This window comes from Ruegeria sp. AF7 (genome assembly GCF_056541885.1).
Window position 1 is genome coordinate 270,129 of the sequence record NZ_JBQFYX010000002.1, and the last position, 16,390, is coordinate 286,518.

Annotated in this window: 15 protein-coding genes; 5 read left to right on the forward strand and 10 right to left on the reverse strand. The window is 57.2% G+C overall.

Annotated features, from left to right (window positions below; genetic code table 11):
* Positions 1–4: 4 nt before the first annotated feature.
* The 3 genes from ACR0AP_RS06760 (at position 5) to ACR0AP_RS06770 (ending at position 4,428) form a co-directional block, all read left to right on the forward strand.
* Entirely contained in the window at positions 5–1,414 is a 1,410-nt protein-coding gene (locus ACR0AP_RS06760) for an FAD-binding oxidoreductase (protein WP_480506157.1), read from the forward strand.
* A gap of 85 nt (positions 1,415–1,499) precedes the next feature.
* Complete coding sequence (locus ACR0AP_RS06765) at positions 1,500–1,778, forward strand: hypothetical protein (protein ID WP_209597940.1); 279 nt, start codon at positions 1,500–1,502, stop codon at positions 1,776–1,778.
* Positions 1,779–1,920: 142 nt separating this feature from the next.
* Positions 1,921–4,428, forward strand: coding sequence for a GcvT family protein (locus tag ACR0AP_RS06770; RefSeq protein WP_480506159.1), 2,508 nt, complete (start codon positions 1,921–1,923; stop codon positions 4,426–4,428).
* 41 nt (positions 4,429–4,469) lie between these two features.
* Here the strand turns inward: ACR0AP_RS06770 and ACR0AP_RS06775 are convergent, their stop codons facing one another.
* The 3 genes from ACR0AP_RS06775 to ACR0AP_RS06785 all read right to left on the reverse strand — a co-directional run bounded on the left by ACR0AP_RS06775 (position 4,470) and on the right by ACR0AP_RS06785 (position 6,598).
* The gene (locus tag ACR0AP_RS06775; protein WP_480506161.1) at positions 4,470–4,805 is read right to left on the reverse strand and encodes a carboxymuconolactone decarboxylase family protein; all 336 of its coding nucleotides are present in this window, start codon (positions 4,803–4,805) and stop codon (positions 4,470–4,472) included.
* 69 nt (positions 4,806–4,874) lie between these two features.
* Entirely contained in the window at positions 4,875–5,528 is a 654-nt protein-coding gene (locus tag ACR0AP_RS06780; protein ID WP_480506163.1) for a DUF938 domain-containing protein, read from the reverse strand.
* Positions 5,525–6,598, reverse strand: a complete 1,074-nt coding sequence (locus tag ACR0AP_RS06785; protein WP_480506165.1) for an NAD(P)/FAD-dependent oxidoreductase — start codon at positions 6,596–6,598, stop codon at positions 5,525–5,527. Before ACR0AP_RS06785 ends, ACR0AP_RS06780 begins: the two co-directional genes overlap by 4 nt.
* Before the next feature lie 162 nt (positions 6,599–6,760).
* On the opposite strand from ACR0AP_RS06785, the gene ACR0AP_RS06790 reads away from it, so the two are divergent.
* Positions 6,761–7,189: a hypothetical protein gene (locus tag ACR0AP_RS06790; protein WP_480506167.1), complete on the forward strand. Its 429-nt coding sequence runs from the start codon at positions 6,761–6,763 to the stop codon at positions 7,187–7,189.
* A complete protein-coding gene (locus tag ACR0AP_RS06795; RefSeq protein ID WP_480506169.1) occupies positions 7,186–8,418 on the forward strand; it encodes an HlyD family secretion protein in 1,233 nt (410 codons plus the stop codon). Before ACR0AP_RS06790 ends, ACR0AP_RS06795 begins: the two co-directional genes overlap by 4 nt.
* Before the next feature lie 62 nt (positions 8,419–8,480).
* Here ACR0AP_RS06795 and ACR0AP_RS06800 read toward each other — a convergent pair whose 3' ends face one another.
* The 7 genes from ACR0AP_RS06800 to ACR0AP_RS06830 form a co-directional block, all read right to left on the reverse strand.
* A complete protein-coding gene (locus ACR0AP_RS06800; RefSeq protein WP_480506171.1) occupies positions 8,481–9,626 on the reverse strand; it encodes an iron-containing alcohol dehydrogenase in 1,146 nt (381 codons plus the stop codon).
* A gap of 67 nt (positions 9,627–9,693) precedes the next feature.
* Positions 9,694–11,076, reverse strand: a complete 1,383-nt coding sequence (locus ACR0AP_RS06805) for an aldehyde dehydrogenase family protein (protein ID WP_480506173.1) — start codon at positions 11,074–11,076, stop codon at positions 9,694–9,696.
* 94 nt (positions 11,077–11,170) lie between these two features.
* Positions 11,171–12,532 carry a glutamine synthetase family protein gene (locus ACR0AP_RS06810; RefSeq protein ID WP_480506174.1) on the reverse strand — a complete coding sequence of 454 codons (1,362 nt, stop codon included), beginning with the start codon at positions 12,530–12,532 and terminating at the stop codon, positions 11,171–11,173.
* 57 nt (positions 12,533–12,589) lie between these two features.
* Positions 12,590–13,627, reverse strand: a complete 1,038-nt coding sequence (locus ACR0AP_RS06815) for a TRAP transporter substrate-binding protein (protein WP_209504652.1) — start codon at positions 13,625–13,627, stop codon at positions 12,590–12,592.
* A 57-nt stretch (positions 13,628–13,684) separates the two neighbouring features.
* Positions 13,685–15,010, reverse strand: coding sequence for a TRAP transporter large permease (locus ACR0AP_RS06820; protein ID WP_267367377.1), 1,326 nt, complete (start codon positions 15,008–15,010; stop codon positions 13,685–13,687).
* Positions 15,010–15,531 (reverse strand): TRAP transporter small permease subunit, encoded by a 522-nt coding sequence (locus tag ACR0AP_RS06825; protein WP_209504650.1) that lies wholly within the window; start codon positions 15,529–15,531, stop codon positions 15,010–15,012. The genes ACR0AP_RS06820 and ACR0AP_RS06825 overlap by 1 nt, the downstream gene beginning before the upstream one ends.
* A 16-nt stretch (positions 15,532–15,547) precedes the next feature.
* Positions 15,548–16,309, reverse strand: coding sequence for an N-formylglutamate amidohydrolase (locus tag ACR0AP_RS06830; protein ID WP_480506176.1), 762 nt, complete (start codon positions 16,307–16,309; stop codon positions 15,548–15,550).
* Between the last annotated feature and the right edge of the window lie 81 nt (positions 16,310–16,390).

A 16,390-nucleotide genomic window follows, 5' to 3' on the forward strand; every position in this document is an offset into this window, starting at 1 on the left:
GACAATGGTGCAGGCAACCGCATTGCCAAGGAATGAAGCTGGTATTGAAACCGTCATAAGCATTCTCAAGCAGCGCTTTGGCGACAGGTTGCAAACGGGTGCCGCTGTCCGTGAACAACATGGGCACACCACGACCTGGATCGAGAACCAAAGCCCCGATGCCGTGGTTTTCCCGCATTCCACGCAGGATGTTTCGGACATCGTCAAAACCTGCGCAGCGCATCGGGTGCCAGTGATCCCGTTCGGAACGGGAACATCTCTGGAAGGGCATGTAAATGCGCCAGCGGGGGGCATCTCGGTCGATCTGACGCAAATGGATCGTGTGCTTGCAGTTCATGCCGAGGATCTGGATTGCGTCGTGCAGCCCGGTGTCACGCGCGAAGCGTTGAATACCCATCTGCGCGATCTGGGCCTGTTCTTTCCGATTGATCCCGGGGCGAATGCGTCGCTGGGTGGGATGGCTGCCACTCGTGCGTCGGGCACCAATGCGGTGCGCTATGGGACGATGAAGGACAACGTTCTCAGCCTTGAAGCCGTGATGCCAGACGGTCAGATCATCCGTACCGGGCACCGGGCCAAGAAATCTTCGGCCGGCTATGACCTGGCCCGTCTTCTGATCGGGGCGGAAGGCACGCTGGGAATCATCACCGAGCTGACATTGCGGTTGCAGGGTATCCCCGAATCCATCAGTTCGGCGCGGTGTTCCTTTCCGACAGTCGATGCCGCGTGCCGTGCGGTGATGATGACCATTCAGTACGGCATCCCTGTTGCCCGGATCGAGTTGCTGGACGAGTTGTCGGTTCAGGCCGCCAACGCCTATTCCGGGCTGAGTCTGCCGGATACACCATTGTTGTTGCTGGAATTTCACGGCTCGGAAAGTGGTGCCGTAGAGCAGGCTGAAACCTTTGGTCAGATCGCCGAAGAATTTGGTGGCACAGACTTCGCGGCAACGTCGACCACTGAAGAACGGAACAAACTGTGGCAGGCGCGGCACGATATGTATTGGGCGTGTCTGCAACTGCGCCCGGGTGCGCGGGGTATTTCGACCGATGTCTGCGTACCGATCTCGCGTCTGGCCGAGTGTGTGACCGAGACGCAGAAGAAAGCTGCCGGCCTCGGCTTGTTGGCCCCCATCGTGGGCCATGTGGGGGACGGCAATTTCCACACGCTGCTGCTGATCGACATGGAAAATGTGGAAGAAGTTACCAAGGCCGAGGCGTTTGTCGGCTGGCTGAACGACATGGCGATATCCATGGAAGGCACATGTACCGGTGAACATGGCATCGGGCAGGGAAAGAGACCGTATCTGACCAGAGAACTGGGCGCTGCCACGCGGTACATGGCTGCGATCAAGGCCGCGCTGGACCCAGACAACATCATGAATCCCGGCAAGATCTTGTCGGACGACACATAGCCGTATTCACCCTCTGGTCCTTATTGCGCCCTCAAAACGTCCATATGTTTTGGTTTCACAGGGTCGATGGCAGAGGATTGTCGACATGAGCGCAAAATATCTGGCGGGGTTTGTAGCCATCTGCGGGTTGGCCGTTGCAGGGCTGGACTATGTTCAGCAAGCCAAAGCATCGGAAAATGGCTTTGGCATGAAAGAATATCTTGCCTCGGTCTCCTCGCGTGTCGGTCTTTCTGACGGCTGGTTCACGGCAGAGGCGCAGCCTTCGCCATCACAGGAACCGGCGGTGAAAAGTCCCTCGGACGAAAGCGGCAAATTGGTCTGCGTCTCGGTCGGAACAAGCAAACGCTGCCGTTCCAGTGGTTGAGGGCAGCGGCCGGACGAATGAATTGCGACCCGCTTTCGATATTCGGGTCGTTTTTTTCATATCACTGGTCGGATGAATGTCGCGCTATCCCCCTTAAGTACGCCATATGGTGTCAACTGATTTCAAGGGGAGACGCCCGGTTATGAAAACCCAAGTCAAAGCATTGGTCGTAGGCGGCGGCGCCGTTGGGACCTCGATTGCCTATCACCTGGCCAAAGCAGGCTGGGACGATGTGATGTTGATCGAACGGGACGAACTTACGTCCGGGTCCACCTGGCACGCCGCGGGCCTGTTGCCGCTGTTCAACATGTCCTATGCGACGACCCATATCCACAAGTATTCCGTGGATTTCTACAAGACGCTTGAGGAAGAAACCGGCCTGAATGCAGGCTTCGCGGTTGTGGGCAACCTGCGCATGGCCCAGACGCAAGAGCGTATGGACGAATACATGCTCTATGCCTCGACCGCTGAAACCTGTGATGTGAAATACGAGTGGCTGACCCCGGACCAGATCCAGGAACGCTGGCCGCTGATCGAGACATCGGATCTGAAGGGCGCGATCTATCACACCGAGGACGGTTATATTAACCCTGCCGATGTGACTCAGGCGATGGCCAAGGGGGCCCGTCAGCGAGGCGTCGAAATCGTGCGCAAGATGCAGGCTGACGCGTTCCACTGGAACGGCACGCACTGGGAAGTGACTTGCACCAAGATGGTCGAAAAGGGAGGCAACCTGGTGCCTTCCGACGAACAGGTCGTGATCACCGCCGAACATGTCGTGACCGCGTCGGGCAACCACGCGCAGCGCACCGCCAAGATGCTGGGCATCAAAATGCCTGCTATCCCGGTGGAACATACCTTTATCGTCATGGATAAAGACCCCGAGTTGGTCAAATGGCGCGAAGCAGGCAACCCCGAGCACCCCGTTGTCCGCGACGCCGACAACGAATCCTATGCGCGTGAAGAACGCGGTGGCTGGATTCTTGGTATCTACGAACACGGCGCCCCTGCGCAGTTCGAATTCGGCGTTCCGGACAGCTTCCGCGCCGACCTGTTCCCACTGGATCTGGACCGGATCGCCGAGCAGTACATGGCAATGGCCGAGCGCGTGCCGTCCTGTGCCGAATCCGGCCTGAAGGACGATTTCAACGGCCCGATCTGCTATACACCGGATGGCAACCCGCTGGTTGGTCCGGCTCCGGGTTTGCGCAACATGTGGCTGGCCGAGGGTTTCAGCTTTGGCATCACCGCTGCGGGCGGCACCGGTTATTATCTGGCACAGATGATGGTCGATGGCGAAGCCGAGATCGACATGGCCTCGCTGGACCCCAAACGCTATTCCAGCAACTGGATGACCACCGAGTTCGCGGCGCGCAAGAATGAAGAATGCTACGAGCATGTCTACATCCTGCACCACCCGGACGAAGAGCGTGAAGCCTGCCGTCCGCTGCGCACTGTTCCTGCCTATGATCGTCAGAAAGCGCGCGGTGCTCAGTTCGGCTGGGTCAATGGCTGGGAACGTCCGAACTATTTCGGTCCGCTGGACGCGCCCGAGAATTTCGACAAGGAAGCACGCTCGTTCCGTCGTGGCGGCTGGTGGCAATATGCTGTCGAAGAAGCCAAGGCGATCCGCGAAGGCGTTGGCCTGATCGACGCATCGGCCTTCACCAAGCATGTCGTCAAAGGCCCCGGTGCCACGCAGTTCCTGGATTGGTTCACCTGCAACAAGCTGCCCAAGGTCGGTCGTATCAACCTGACCTACGCGCTGACCTCGAATGGCACCACCCGCACCGAATACACCATCGTCCGCAATGGTGAGAACAACTACTACATCGTCTCTGCCGGCGCATGGACCGAGTACGACGCCGACTACCTTCGCAAGGCGGCCGAGGACAAGATGGAGGAGTTCGGTTACATCGAAATTCAGGACGTGACCACCCAGTGGGGCGTCTTCGCCATCGCCGGACCCAAGTCGCGTGACGTTCTGAAAGAGGTCATCAAGGACGCCGATCCGGAAACCGCACTGTCCAACAAACGCTTCCCGTGGTTGTCGGCCCGTCAGATCGAACTGGGCATGTGCCCGGTCAACGCGATCCGTGTGGCATACACCGGCGAGTTGGGCTGGGAACTGCACCACCCGATCGAGATGCAGAACTACCTGTTCGACCTGTTGGAAAAAGCCGGTGAGAAGCATGGCATGAAGCTGGTCGGTGCCCGTGCCCAGAACTGGCTGCGTCAGGAGAAATCTTACCGCGCCTTTGGTACCGAACTGGGCCGCGATGCGACCCCTCTGGAAGCTGACCTGCCGCGCTTTGTCGACCTGTCCAAGGACTTCCACGGCAAAGCCAAGCTGGAAGAGACCGGTGTGCGCGTCAAGTGCTGCACCTTGCTGATCGACGGTCCGGCCGATGCTGACCCGTGGGGCCGCGAGGCGCTGTATACGCCGGAAGGCGAGCGTGTAGGTCGCCTGACCTCGGGCGGCTATTCGGTCGCGTTCGAGAAGTCGATCGGCATGGGCTATGTGAAGCCTGAACTGGCGGTCGAAGGCACCAAGCTGAAGGTCAAGATGCAGGACAAGTTGTGGGATGCGGTTGTCACCTGCGACAGCCCATACGATCCGAAAAACGAAACCATCCGCAAGGACGGTTGATCAATCAAAGGCCCCGGAAATTCCGGGGCCTTTTCTGTTGGTTACGTGGATAGTTCGTCGAAACATTCCAACGCCTTGGCGGCATACATCATGGCTGGCCCACCACCCATCTGAATGGCCATACCCAAAACGTCGGACACCTCTTCGCGTGTTGCACCCGCTTTGACCAACGCATCGGTGTGCAGAGTAATGCAGGGCTCGCAGCGGAGCGATACCGACATACCCAGCGCAATAAATTCCTTTGTTTTATAGTCGAGCGTTCCGCCTTCCTTCACAGCCTTCCCAAGTGCGCCGAATGCGCGCGACGTGTCGGGAATGGCCCCGTTGAGGTTGCGCAAGCTGGTTCGTGTTGCCGAGAGCTTTTCTTGCCAAGCCATTTTGAGTGCCTTTTTCATATAAGATAACGGGAATATGTGCGGGCAGTGGTAAGTTGACCTTGATCTCGATCAGTTGGCCGGGCGTTGGGAAACAAATGCAAGGTTGTTTGCGGGCATGTCGATGGTTTTCAGCACGCGCAACCCTACGTCCTGGAACAGGCCAAGGACATCTTCGTCGTTCTTGTAGCCAATGTCGGGATCTTGTCCGATCAGAGCCTCGTGAAACTTTTTGTCCCCGCAACTTGTCAATTGGCCCGAGCGTTTGAATGGGCCGTACAAAACGAACCTCCCGTTTTCAGTTAGGGACTGCGCGACTTCGGCGAAAATGGTTCTGGTGTCCTGCCAACTGATCAAATGTATCAGGTTGATCAAGACGATCAGGTCCTGCGAAGGAAAGCGGGTATGCCAGCCCGAATTCGTTGCGTCCAGATGTTCGGCGCCTGCCACGTTGGGTAAGGCGCTGGCATAGGCGTCGATGCTATTGCGGCGCTCAGGGTCAGGTTCGGTGGGATGCCACGTCAGATCGGGCAGCAAATCAGCAAATCCACAGACATGCTGACCGGTTCCGCTTGCAATCTCCAGCGCGTGCCCGCGGCGCGGTGCCCAGTCTTGTAGCAACGCACAAAGCGCATCCAAGTTTCGCGTCGCTGCCGGGGCCACCAGTTTTCCATCCTCACCCGCGTTGGCGACACTCGCAGAGGGCGGTAGATTGCGTTTTATCATCTGTCCAACCTGTTTGGGGTCAGCGATTTGACGCTGTCTGGATCCAGCACCGGCGTGTTTCCAACGACCAGATCACACAACAACTGCGAAGCTGCCGGTGCTGTTTGGAAACCATACCCGCCTTGACCCGCAGACCAGATGAACGATGGATCAATCGGGTCAGGCCCAAGCACCAAGGTTCCATCTGGTGCGAAACTGCGCAATCCTGCCCAGTTTGTTTCGACGCGTGTTACTGGTTCGGTCATCAGTTCTTCATAGCGCGCCAGACCTTCGGCCAGCACCATATCGTCGGCATAGGCGTCCTGAGGTGGTACCGGGTCGGCTTCGGCAGGCGAAACAAGCAGCTTGCCCGCGTCCGGTTTGGCGTACCATGTTTCACCCGTGCCCAGCATCATGGGCCATCCGGATACATCATGGCCCCCGGGGGCGGGCAGCCGCGCCATTGATCGGCGGCGAGGAGTGATGCCGATAGGTGGTATCCCGGCAAGCATGGCGATCTCGTCCACCCATGCACCGGTCGCATTCACCAAATTGCGGGCTTCGAAGATTTGCCCGGCCTCGACCAGCCAATGCCGCTCTTTTCGAATACCGGTTACTTTGCTTTTCGTTGCAACGGTTCCTCCGTTCTGGCGAATGGCCCGCGCGAAGTCTTGCAACAGGCGATCGGTATCGATGTCAAACGCAGCTTCACTGATAGCCGCGAAACCCACCTTGGCCGGGTTCAGGATCGGAACGCTCGAAACCGCCTGATCGATGGGAATTCTTTCCATGTTCAGATCCTTGCGGTCGGCTTCGAAAACCACGCTTTGGTCAAACGAACCGATCAACATCAGTCCGCGCCGTGTCAGGTACCCACCGTTCTGTGTGTGCAGGAACGCGGTCCCAGCCGTGTTCAGCGCCACCACGGATGGCGGACCATAGCTTTGCTCAAACAGGGCTGCCGAGCGACCCGACGCGTGATACCCCAAGGCGTCTTCGGCCTCCAAAACCATCACGGTTCCATGTTCCGACAAGCGCGCGCCCGCACTCGACCCGGCAATTCCGCCCCCGATGACGAGGAAATCGATCATTATTTGTGTTCCTTCCGCAGCAGGTTCGCCACAAGTTTTCTGGGTTTCATTTAGCTCTCTGGGTCAAGCACTTGGCATTTCGAAGAATCTCCAAAATATATGCAGCCTTGAATTTGGGCTTCAACCCGTTCAAAGAAGTATCAAAACGAACAGGAGGGCAAGGTGACCGCAGCAGATCTTCATCCAATGGCCACTGGGCACATTCCCCGATATATCGTCGCAGCTGACGGAAGCGATTACCTTTTTTCGGCTATGGTCGTCTTCTTTGTCATTCTCGTGGTGCTGATCGGTGTTGGGTACCTGACGCTTCATTCGGTTCCGGAAAAAATGGCGCACGAGAACAACCATCCGCAATTTCAGTTGGTGGGCATTCTGGCACTGCTGGCCCTGTTTACACATAACGGGATATTCTGGATTGCCGCCGTACTGGTCGCAGGGTTTCAGTTTCCGGATTTCGCCTCCCCGCTTAGAAACATCGCCGATGCCATTCGTTCTCTTGGAGGTGCAAGTGCTCCGGAACCGGTGCCCGAGGCACCTGTGCCAACCCCTGGCGTTTCAGAAGTCACCGACGTGCAGGAGCAAAACACATGATTGAGACCCTGCTTTGCGCCCTGATCACGGTGCTGCCCGATTATCTGTTCCGCCGGTTTGTTCAGGGCAAACGTATCGGTCACGAGATCACCCTTTTCACCATGTGGTACGAATTGCGCTGGGGTCTTACGACCTGTGCCATTCTGGCGCTGACGGTAATCACCACGCTGTTCTATTTTCACCCAGCCAGTAAAACCGCAGCGTCCTATTTTCGAACCGTGACGATCCTGCCGCAACTTGGCGGTCGCGTTTCGGAAATATTCGTCAAGAATAACGAGTTGGTAACCGCTGGTCAGCCGATTTTCAGGATCGAAGATTTCAGCCAGGCAGCACAGGTTCAGGCGGCAAATGCACAGATCGCGCAGGTTCAGGCCTCGCTGCGTGTGGCTGAAACTGATCTGGCCGAGGCTGATGCCGGTATTGCCGGTGCCAAGGCGGCTTTGGCGCAGTCCTTGGACGATCTTGAAAGAAATACGACCCTGCGCGACCAAGGTTCAAGCGCTGTCCGACTGACCGAGATTGAGCGGTTGGAAAACCTTGTTGCCGAGCGTGAGGCGCAGGTTGTTGCGGCCGAATCCAGACGTGCGGCAGTTGAACAGCAGATCGAGGAGCTGATCCCCGCGCAACTGGCCAGTGCCATAGCACAGCTGGACGCCGCGCAGACCGAGTTGGACAAAACGCTGATTGTCGCCGGTGTTACCGGACGGGTCGAGCAGTTTAGCCTGCAGGTTGGCGATTACGTGAGCCCGTTGTTGCGTCCTGCTGGCATCCTCGTTCCATCGCATACCGGACATGACCGTTTTCAGGCGGCTTTCAACCAACTGTCTGCTCAGGTGATCAAACCAGGTATGATCGGTGAGTTGGGCTGCATGACCAAGCCTTTCACCGTTATCCCCACTGTGGTGGTCGAGGTGCAGGATGTCATACCGTCCGGCCAGATCCGTCCATCAGATGAATTGCGGGATGTACAGAACAATACTAATCCCGGATCAATTCTGGTCTTTATGGAGCCGCTGTATAAAGGTATGGCCGATGACATTCCTCCAGGCAGCAACTGTCTGGCCAATGTCTACACCGACAACCATGACCGTCTGGAACACGAGGATTTGGGCTTTTGGCAAGCTGCTTTCCTGCATGTGGTTGACACAATTGGCGTGGTCCATGCGGCAGGTTTGCGTTTGCGCCTGATCCTGATGCCGGTCAACACTCTGGTACTGACCGGGCATTGATCCGGCACCAGTAGAACAGTTCTTAAAGCGCCCGGCAGGTTCCTTGCCGGGCGCTTGTTTTTTTACAGTGCTGCTTTGAACAGCTGTGTCAGGTTTTCTTTGGTCAACTCAATCGGGTTCCCGCCGCATGAAGGGTCGATGATTGCGCCTTCGACGAGGGTTGGGATAGAGGTCTCGGTTACGCCGAATTCTGCCAGCTTTCGCGGGATGCCAAGGCTGTCGTTGAATTCCTGCACAAAGGCGCGGAAGCCATCGAATCCGCCTTTGATGCCCAGATAGGCGGCAGCGTTCTGGAACCGGTCGGCGATGGCGGGGGCGTTAAAGTCCAGCACGGCAGGCATACAGACCGCGTTTGTGGTGCCGTGATGGGTGTTAAAGTGCGCGCCAACCGGGTGGCTCATGGCGTGGATCGCGCCCAGTCCCTTCTGGAACGCGGTCGCGCCCATGGCCGCCGCGCTCATCATCTGGGCGCGGGCCTCAATGTCGCTGCCATCTGCATAGGCGCGCGGCAGATATTCTTTCACCAAACGCATACCTTCCAGTGCAATACCCTGGCTCATCGGGTGATAATGCGGGCTCGAATAGGCTTCGACGCAATGCGCGAAGGCGTCCAGACCGGTGCCTGCGGTGATGAATTTGGGCATTCCAACCGTCAGTTCAGGATCGCAGATCACCACCGTCGGCAGGACTTTGGGGTGGAAGATGATCTTTTTGGCGTGGGTCTCGGAATTTGTGATGACGCTGGCGCGGCCAACCTCGGACCCGGTCCCCGCAGTCGTTGGAACCGCAATGATCGGCGCGATTGCATCCGCGTCGGCGCGGGTCCACCAGTCGCCGATATCCTCAAAATCCCATACCGGGCGCGTCTGGCCGCACATGAAGGCGACCATCTTGCCCAGATCCAGCCCCGAGCCGCCGCCAAAGGCAATCACACCATCATGTCCACCGGCTTTATATGCCGCAACGCCCGCGTCGAGGTTTTTCTCATTCGGGTTTGGGTCCACGTCACTGAATACACCGCGGCCCAGACCAGCCGCCTCCATGATATCCAGCGTCGCCGATGTGATCGGCAGATCGGCCAACCCTTTGTCCGTGACCAGCAGAGGTTTCTTCATCCCGGCTGCGGCACAGGCTGCGGGCAGTTCCTTGATGCGCCCGGCACCAAATTTGATTGCGGTCGGATAGGACCAGTTTCCAACAAGTGACATGTCAGGTTTCCTTTGTGATTTGAGACCTGCTCGGGTGAGGGGGTCAGCCCCGAGCAGGCCGTCGTCCTTAGCCCGTGACCTTCTTCAGGTGGTAGGATTTTGGACGGGTGAGATTGTGATAGCCGATGACCGAAAGACCACCGCCGCGTCCGGTATTCTTGCAACCGGTCCAGCACAGCCCAGGATCCAGATAGTCGGCCCGGTTCATAAAGACGGTGCCGGTCTCGATTTGGTCGCCCACACGCGCCGCTCGGTCCACATCGCGGGTCCAAAGGCTGGCAGTCAGGCCAAATTCGCTGTCATTCATCAGCGCGATGGCCTCGGCATCCGAGGACACTTTCATGATGCCCACCACCGGGCCAAAGCTTTCGTCCCGCATCACCCGCATATCATGGGTGACATTGGTCAGGATCTGTGGCGTGAGATATGCGCCGCCGTCATCCTCGGGGAAGGCTTCAATATGCGCGACCGCACCGGCCTCAACCGCTTCGGCAATCTGCGCGCGCACCTCGTCAGCGAAACGCACATTGGCCATCGGACCAATAGTTGTTTCGGCGTCCAGCGGATTGCCCAGTTTGTAGCCTTTCACGATCTCAACGGCCTTGGCGACAAAGTCATCATACAGGCTTTCGTGAACGTAAATCCGCTCGATCCCACAGCAACACTGGCCCGAATTGAACATCGCGCCGTCGATCAACGTATCGACCGCCGCGTCCAGATCGGCGTCGTCCATGACATAACCCGGATCCTTGCCGCCCAGTTCGGTGCCCACGCCCGTAAAGGTCCCCGCCGCCGCACGCTCCATGGCCTGACCGCCACCGACCGAACCGGTGAAGTTCACAAAATCGAACGCGTTACCCGCGATTAGGTCATTGGTCACGTCGTGGCTGAGGAACACGTTCTGGAACACGTCTTCGGGCACCCCCGCCGAATGGAACGCCTGCGCCATCCGCTCACCAACCAACAAAGTCTGGGTTGCGTGCTTCAGAACAACCGTGTTGCCCGCGATCAGCGCGGGCGCCACCGTGTTGATCGCCGTCATGTAAGGATAGTTCCAAGGGGCAACTACAAAGACCACCCCATGCGGAATACGTTTGATATAGCGTTTGAAGGTTTCATCCTCGCCCACGGCAATATCGGCCAGTGACGTCTCGGCGATCTTTGCCATATGGCTGGCACGTTCGTTGAAGCCACCAAACTCGCCGCCATAGCGCACCGGGCGGCCCATCATATGCGCGAGTTCCGGAACGATCTCATCATTCATCGCGCCGACAGCCGCGACGCCCGCCATCACCAGATCAATCCGCTCCTGCAACGGACGCGCTGCCCATCCGGCCTGCGCCGCCCGCGCACGGTCAGCAATTTCAAACGCAGCATCCCGAGACAGTACTTCTCGTTCGGCAAATACCGATCCATCGATCGGCGAGACACATTGCAACATCTGCCCCATAGTCACTCCATCTCTAAAGAGAGCAGGATCCCTGCTTCATCTGGCCATAAATATCCCGGGGTGCGCGAGGGGCCGGCCCCTCGCTTCCTCCATCTCAAGCCCGCTCAAACCCGCGGGCAATTTCCCAATCGGTTACCACGCGTTCGAATTCCTCGATTTCGACCTCAGCCGAGCGGGTATAGTGATCGACAACGTCATCGCCCATGGCCGCGCGCAGCATCTGTGATCCGTGCAAAGCGTTGCGTGCATCCTTCAAAGTACCCGGGATCTTTCCCGTCTCTCCCTGATAGACATCGCCTTTGGTCGGCGGCTGCAACTCCAGCCCTTCTTCGATCCCCGCGATCCCGGCCGCCAGCATCCCTGCAATCGCCAGATAAGGGTTCATGTCCGATCCCGGAATACGGCACTCGACCCGTATCGCCTTGGTGCCATCCCCGCACAGGCGGTACCCTGCCGTACGGTTGTCTACCGACCAGATGATCCGCGTCGGCGCAAAGGTGCCCTTCATGAACCGCTTGTAGCTGTTGATGTACGGCGCCATGAAATACGTGTAATCAGCGGCGTATTTCAGCAGGCCGGCCATATAGCTTTTCATCAGCGCCGACATGCCCAGTTCATCCCCGGCATCATAGAAGGCAGGTTTGCCATCCGCCCAAAGCGACTGATGCACGTGCGACGAGCTGCCAACCCTTTCATGATGCCATTTCGGCAGGAAGGTCGCCGCATGACCCTGCTGCCAGGCGATCTCTTTCACCGCGTTCTTGGCGATCGAGTGATACTCTGCCGTGTCCATCGCAGGCGCGTATTTGATATTCAGTTCTTCCTGTCCGGCCTCGGCTTCACCTTTGGTGTTCTCGACCGGAATACCCGCATCCCACAGGTGGTTCCGGATCGGACGCATCACATGCTCTTCCTTGGTGGTCTGCAGAATGTGATAATCTTCGTTATACCCCGAGATCGGCTCCAAATCGCGGAACCCTTCCTTGCGGATCGCATCAAAGCTTTTCGCGAACAGGAAGAATTCCAGCTCGGTGGCGCACATCGCCTCATACCCCATCGCCTTCAGGCGGTTCACCTGCTTTTTCAGGATCGAGCGCGGCGCATGTGGCACTTCCTCATGGGTGTGGTGATCCAGCATATCGCACATCACCATCGCGGTGCCCTCCAGCCAGGGCACCGGGCGCAATGTGCTCAGGTCTGGCTTCATCACATAGTCGCCATAACCCCGCTCCCAACTGGTCGAGGCATACCCATCCGGCGTCGCCATCTCGAGATCCGTGGCCAGCAGGTAATTACAGCAATGGGTCTCTTCCCACGCGCCAGCCACAAAATGACCTGCATGAAAACGCTTGCCCATCAACCGACCCTGCATGTCAACCATGCAAACCAATACAGTGTCGATCGCGCCGTCTGCGACAAGCGATTTCAGGGTTTCGAAAGTCAGAGTTGCGGTCATGAAACAAACCTCATGCGTTGAGTAGGGGCGCCGCATGACAGCGCCCCTGTTTTGATATCAATCGAAAGTGTAAGGAGCGCCGGCCTGGTTGATGACCGAGTTGTACTCACGGAAGATGCCAACGATCTTCTGGTGAATTTCGCCTTCCTGTGCGACCTCGTCCCAGAATTCGATAGCGGCATTTTCCACTTCTTTCCATTCTGCCGCCGGAACCTGTCGCAACTGCAGTTTGTCGCCATTCGCGCGTAAGGCCGCTTCGCCGCCCCAATACCACTGGTTACGATAGGTGTGGCCTGCTTCGACACCTGCCATCACAACCGATTTCAGGTGGTCAGGCAACTCGGCCCAGCGTTCCTGGTTTGCAAACCAGGATCCGATCCACGCGCCTGAGATGTTGTTGGTCAGGAAATAGTCGGTCACATTGGCCCAGCCAACAGTGTAATCTTCAGTGATGCCCGACCAGGCCATTCCGTCCAACTCACCGGTTTGCACGGCCACTTCCGCGTCTTCGTATGGGATATTGACTGGTACAACACCAAACTTGGCCAGGAAACGCCCGGCCGTCGGGAAGGTATAGAGCTTCAGCCCATCCAGGTCGCCAAGGCTCTTGATTTCCTTTTTGGTGTTGAAGTTGCAGGGGTCCTGACCCGCTGCCGACAGCCACGTCACGCCAACCTTCTCATATTCCGAGCGCCAGATATCAGCCAGACCGTACTGGTTGAACAGCACCGGAACGTCCAGAATATGCTTGGTGGCGAAGGGGAAATAACCACCGAACTGACGCAGCGGAGTAGGCGAAGCCATGGAATCGTCGTCTGAATGCACACCGTCAATCGTGCCGCGTTGCAGGGCCTGGAACAGTTCACCTGTCGGAACGATCTGGTCCGCATAGAACAGTTCGATCTCAAGTTCGCCATTGGCATTGGCGTTGATGTAATCGATGGCTGGCTTGGTCACATGTTCGCCCAATGCGCCACCGGCATAGGTCTGGAACCGCCACTTGATGGCGGATTGCGCTTTGACGATCGCAGGAGATGCCAGTGTGGCGGCCCCCGCCAGACCGGCGGAACTTAGAAATCTGCGTCTTGTAGTCATTGTCTTTCTCCTCTGTTTAGTCTTGCTGAACTTCGCCCCTTGCCGGGGTCTTGTGACTTAATTTCCATAGACATAATTCGGCAGCCAAAGCGCGATTTCAGGAAAGATGATGATTATGGCCAAGGCGCAGACCATCACCAGAACAAAAGGAACGATCGAACTGTAGATATCGCGCAGCGAAATCTCCGGGGGGGCCATCGCGCGCATCAGGAACAGGTTATAGCCGAATGGCGGCGTCATGTATGCGATCTGCGTGGTGATCGTATAAAGCACGCCGTACCAGATAAGATCAAAACCAAGCGCACCCACCAACGGAACGTAAAGCGGCGCGACGATAACCAGCATGGCAGTATCGTCCAGAAACGTACCCATCAGGATAAAGCTGAGCTGCATGAGAACCAGGATCATCCACGGGGAAAGACCCAGTTTTTCGGTGAACAGGCTTTCGATTGCCTTGACCGCACCCAACCCGTCGAAGACAGCGCCAAAAGCCAGAGCCGCTAGAATGATCCACATGAACATGCACGAGATGCCCAGGGTGTGCCGAATAGAATTCTCGAAAACCGTGCGTGTCAGCCGTCCTTTCAGAAAGGCAGCCAGCATGGCCGTGGTGGCGCCGATGGCGGAGGATTCCACCAACGAAGTCCAGCCGTTAACAAAAGGGACCATCATCACCATGAAAATGCCCAAGGGTAACAATCCGGCTTGCAACAGCAGCAGCTTTTCTCGCAACGGAATGTCGCGGTCTTCCGCGGGCAGGACCGGGCCGAGCGACGGGTTGATGCGGCAACGGATGACAATGTAGATGATGAACATGGCCGCCATCATCAGCCCGGGTATCACTCCGGCAAGCCATAGCTGGCCAACGGGTTGCCGCGCGATCATGGCATAAAGAACCAGAACAACGGATGGTGGCACCAGAATCCCAAGGGATGATCCGGCCTGAATGACGCCGGTCACCATGCGCTTGTCATAGTTCCGGCGCAGCAATTCCGGCAAGGCGATCGTAGCGCCGATTGCCATTCCTGCAACGGACAGCCCGTTCATTGCCGAGATCAAAACCATCAGCCCGATGGTTCCGACAGCCAGACCACCGGACAAGCCGCCCATCCAGACATGGAACATCTTGTAAAGGTCATCTGCGATCCGACTTTCGGAAAGGATGTATCCCATGAAGATGAACATGGGCAGTGTCAGCAGCGGGTACCACTTCATGACTTTGATCGCAGCGGCAAAACCCAAGTCGTAGCCGCCCCTATCCCCCCATAGGAACAAGGCTGAAACCACAGCGACACAGCCGATTGCACCAAAGACGCGCTGGCCGGTCAGCATCATAAGCATCATTGATGCGAACATCAGCAAGGCAATCATCTCGTATGACATCAGATTACCTCACGCGGGATATCGTCGCCGCACAGGCGCAGAATATCTTTGAACAATTCTGATATGGCTTGCAGCAGCATCAGGAAGATACCGATAACCATGATCAGCTTGACCGGCCAAAGGTAGGGTCGCCAGATCGTCGCGCTGCGCTCTCCACCATATTGGAAGGAATACATCAGGCTGTCCCATCCCCCCCACAGCAAGATGACCAGATAGATGATCAGGAATACGACTGTGAAGGCATCCGTCCAGGCCTTGCGGCGATGAGACCATTCGCCATAAAGCAGGTCCATTCGCACGTTTGACCCCATCTGGATCGAATAAGGGCCACCAAGCATGTAGTAGGCCACCATGGCGAACTGAGCCATCTCGAGCGTCCAGAGCGACGGCACGAAAAAGGTTTTCGAGACCGAAGACCAGAACAGAATACCCATCATGACGAATATGCCGTACATGACGACGCGCCCGATCCAGCGGTTCGTTCGATCAATGACCGCCACGTAGCCCCGCAAGAACTTCATCTCGATACCTCAGCTCTCATTGTTTCGCCTCTGTGTGCGAATACGCATCAATTACCGTTTGCAGGATCGGCGTCAGAATCCCGGCAATGCGGTCTACTCCCGTTGGAGTGTCGATAAGATCGTTTCGAACTTCGACCATGACATTCGGAAGCCCCCGACTGATCGCATGTTCCTGCAACGTATGCGTGACGCCATCCGTGGCAGAGTAAGGTTCGTTCAACGCGGCTTTCAGACCCGAGTTCTTGGCGCATTGCAGCATAAGTTGGGCCGCCCTGTCGTCTTCGTCATGAAGAATGCCCAATTCGACTGATCGGGTCTTACCGTTGTAGACGGGCGTGAAACTGTGCATCGTGACTACGACGGGCGGCCGGTCCCGTGCGTCCAGAGTAGACGACAACAATTGTTTGAACGGCTCATAAACCTCGCGGATTCTTTGGGCGCGTTGAGCGTCCGTCAGGTTTTCGTTGCCGGGGATGGAAAACACTTCGCTTACCTGCGGCATTGCATCTGGACGCTCAGGCGAGCGGTTGCAGTCGTAAACTAGACGGCTTATGCCGGAATGAACCAGCGGCGCGTCCAAGGCCTTCGTCAGTTCGACCGATAGCGCCAATGCGCCGATATCCCAAGCTGCATGAGACAATGCGGCGTCCTCAGTCAGGCCCAATCCATTCAGTGACGCCGGGATGAATCGGCTAGCATGTTCGCATACCAAAACGCATTGTGCCCGGCCGTTGGCGTTCTGCACGCGGGCTGCCGGAGCTTCGGTTGGTAGTAGCATTGATGTCTCGGAATCGTGGTGCATAGGTAGCATTTGTTACAGCAACCTCAGACCTGTCAAGAAAATTACTGTAGACAAAAT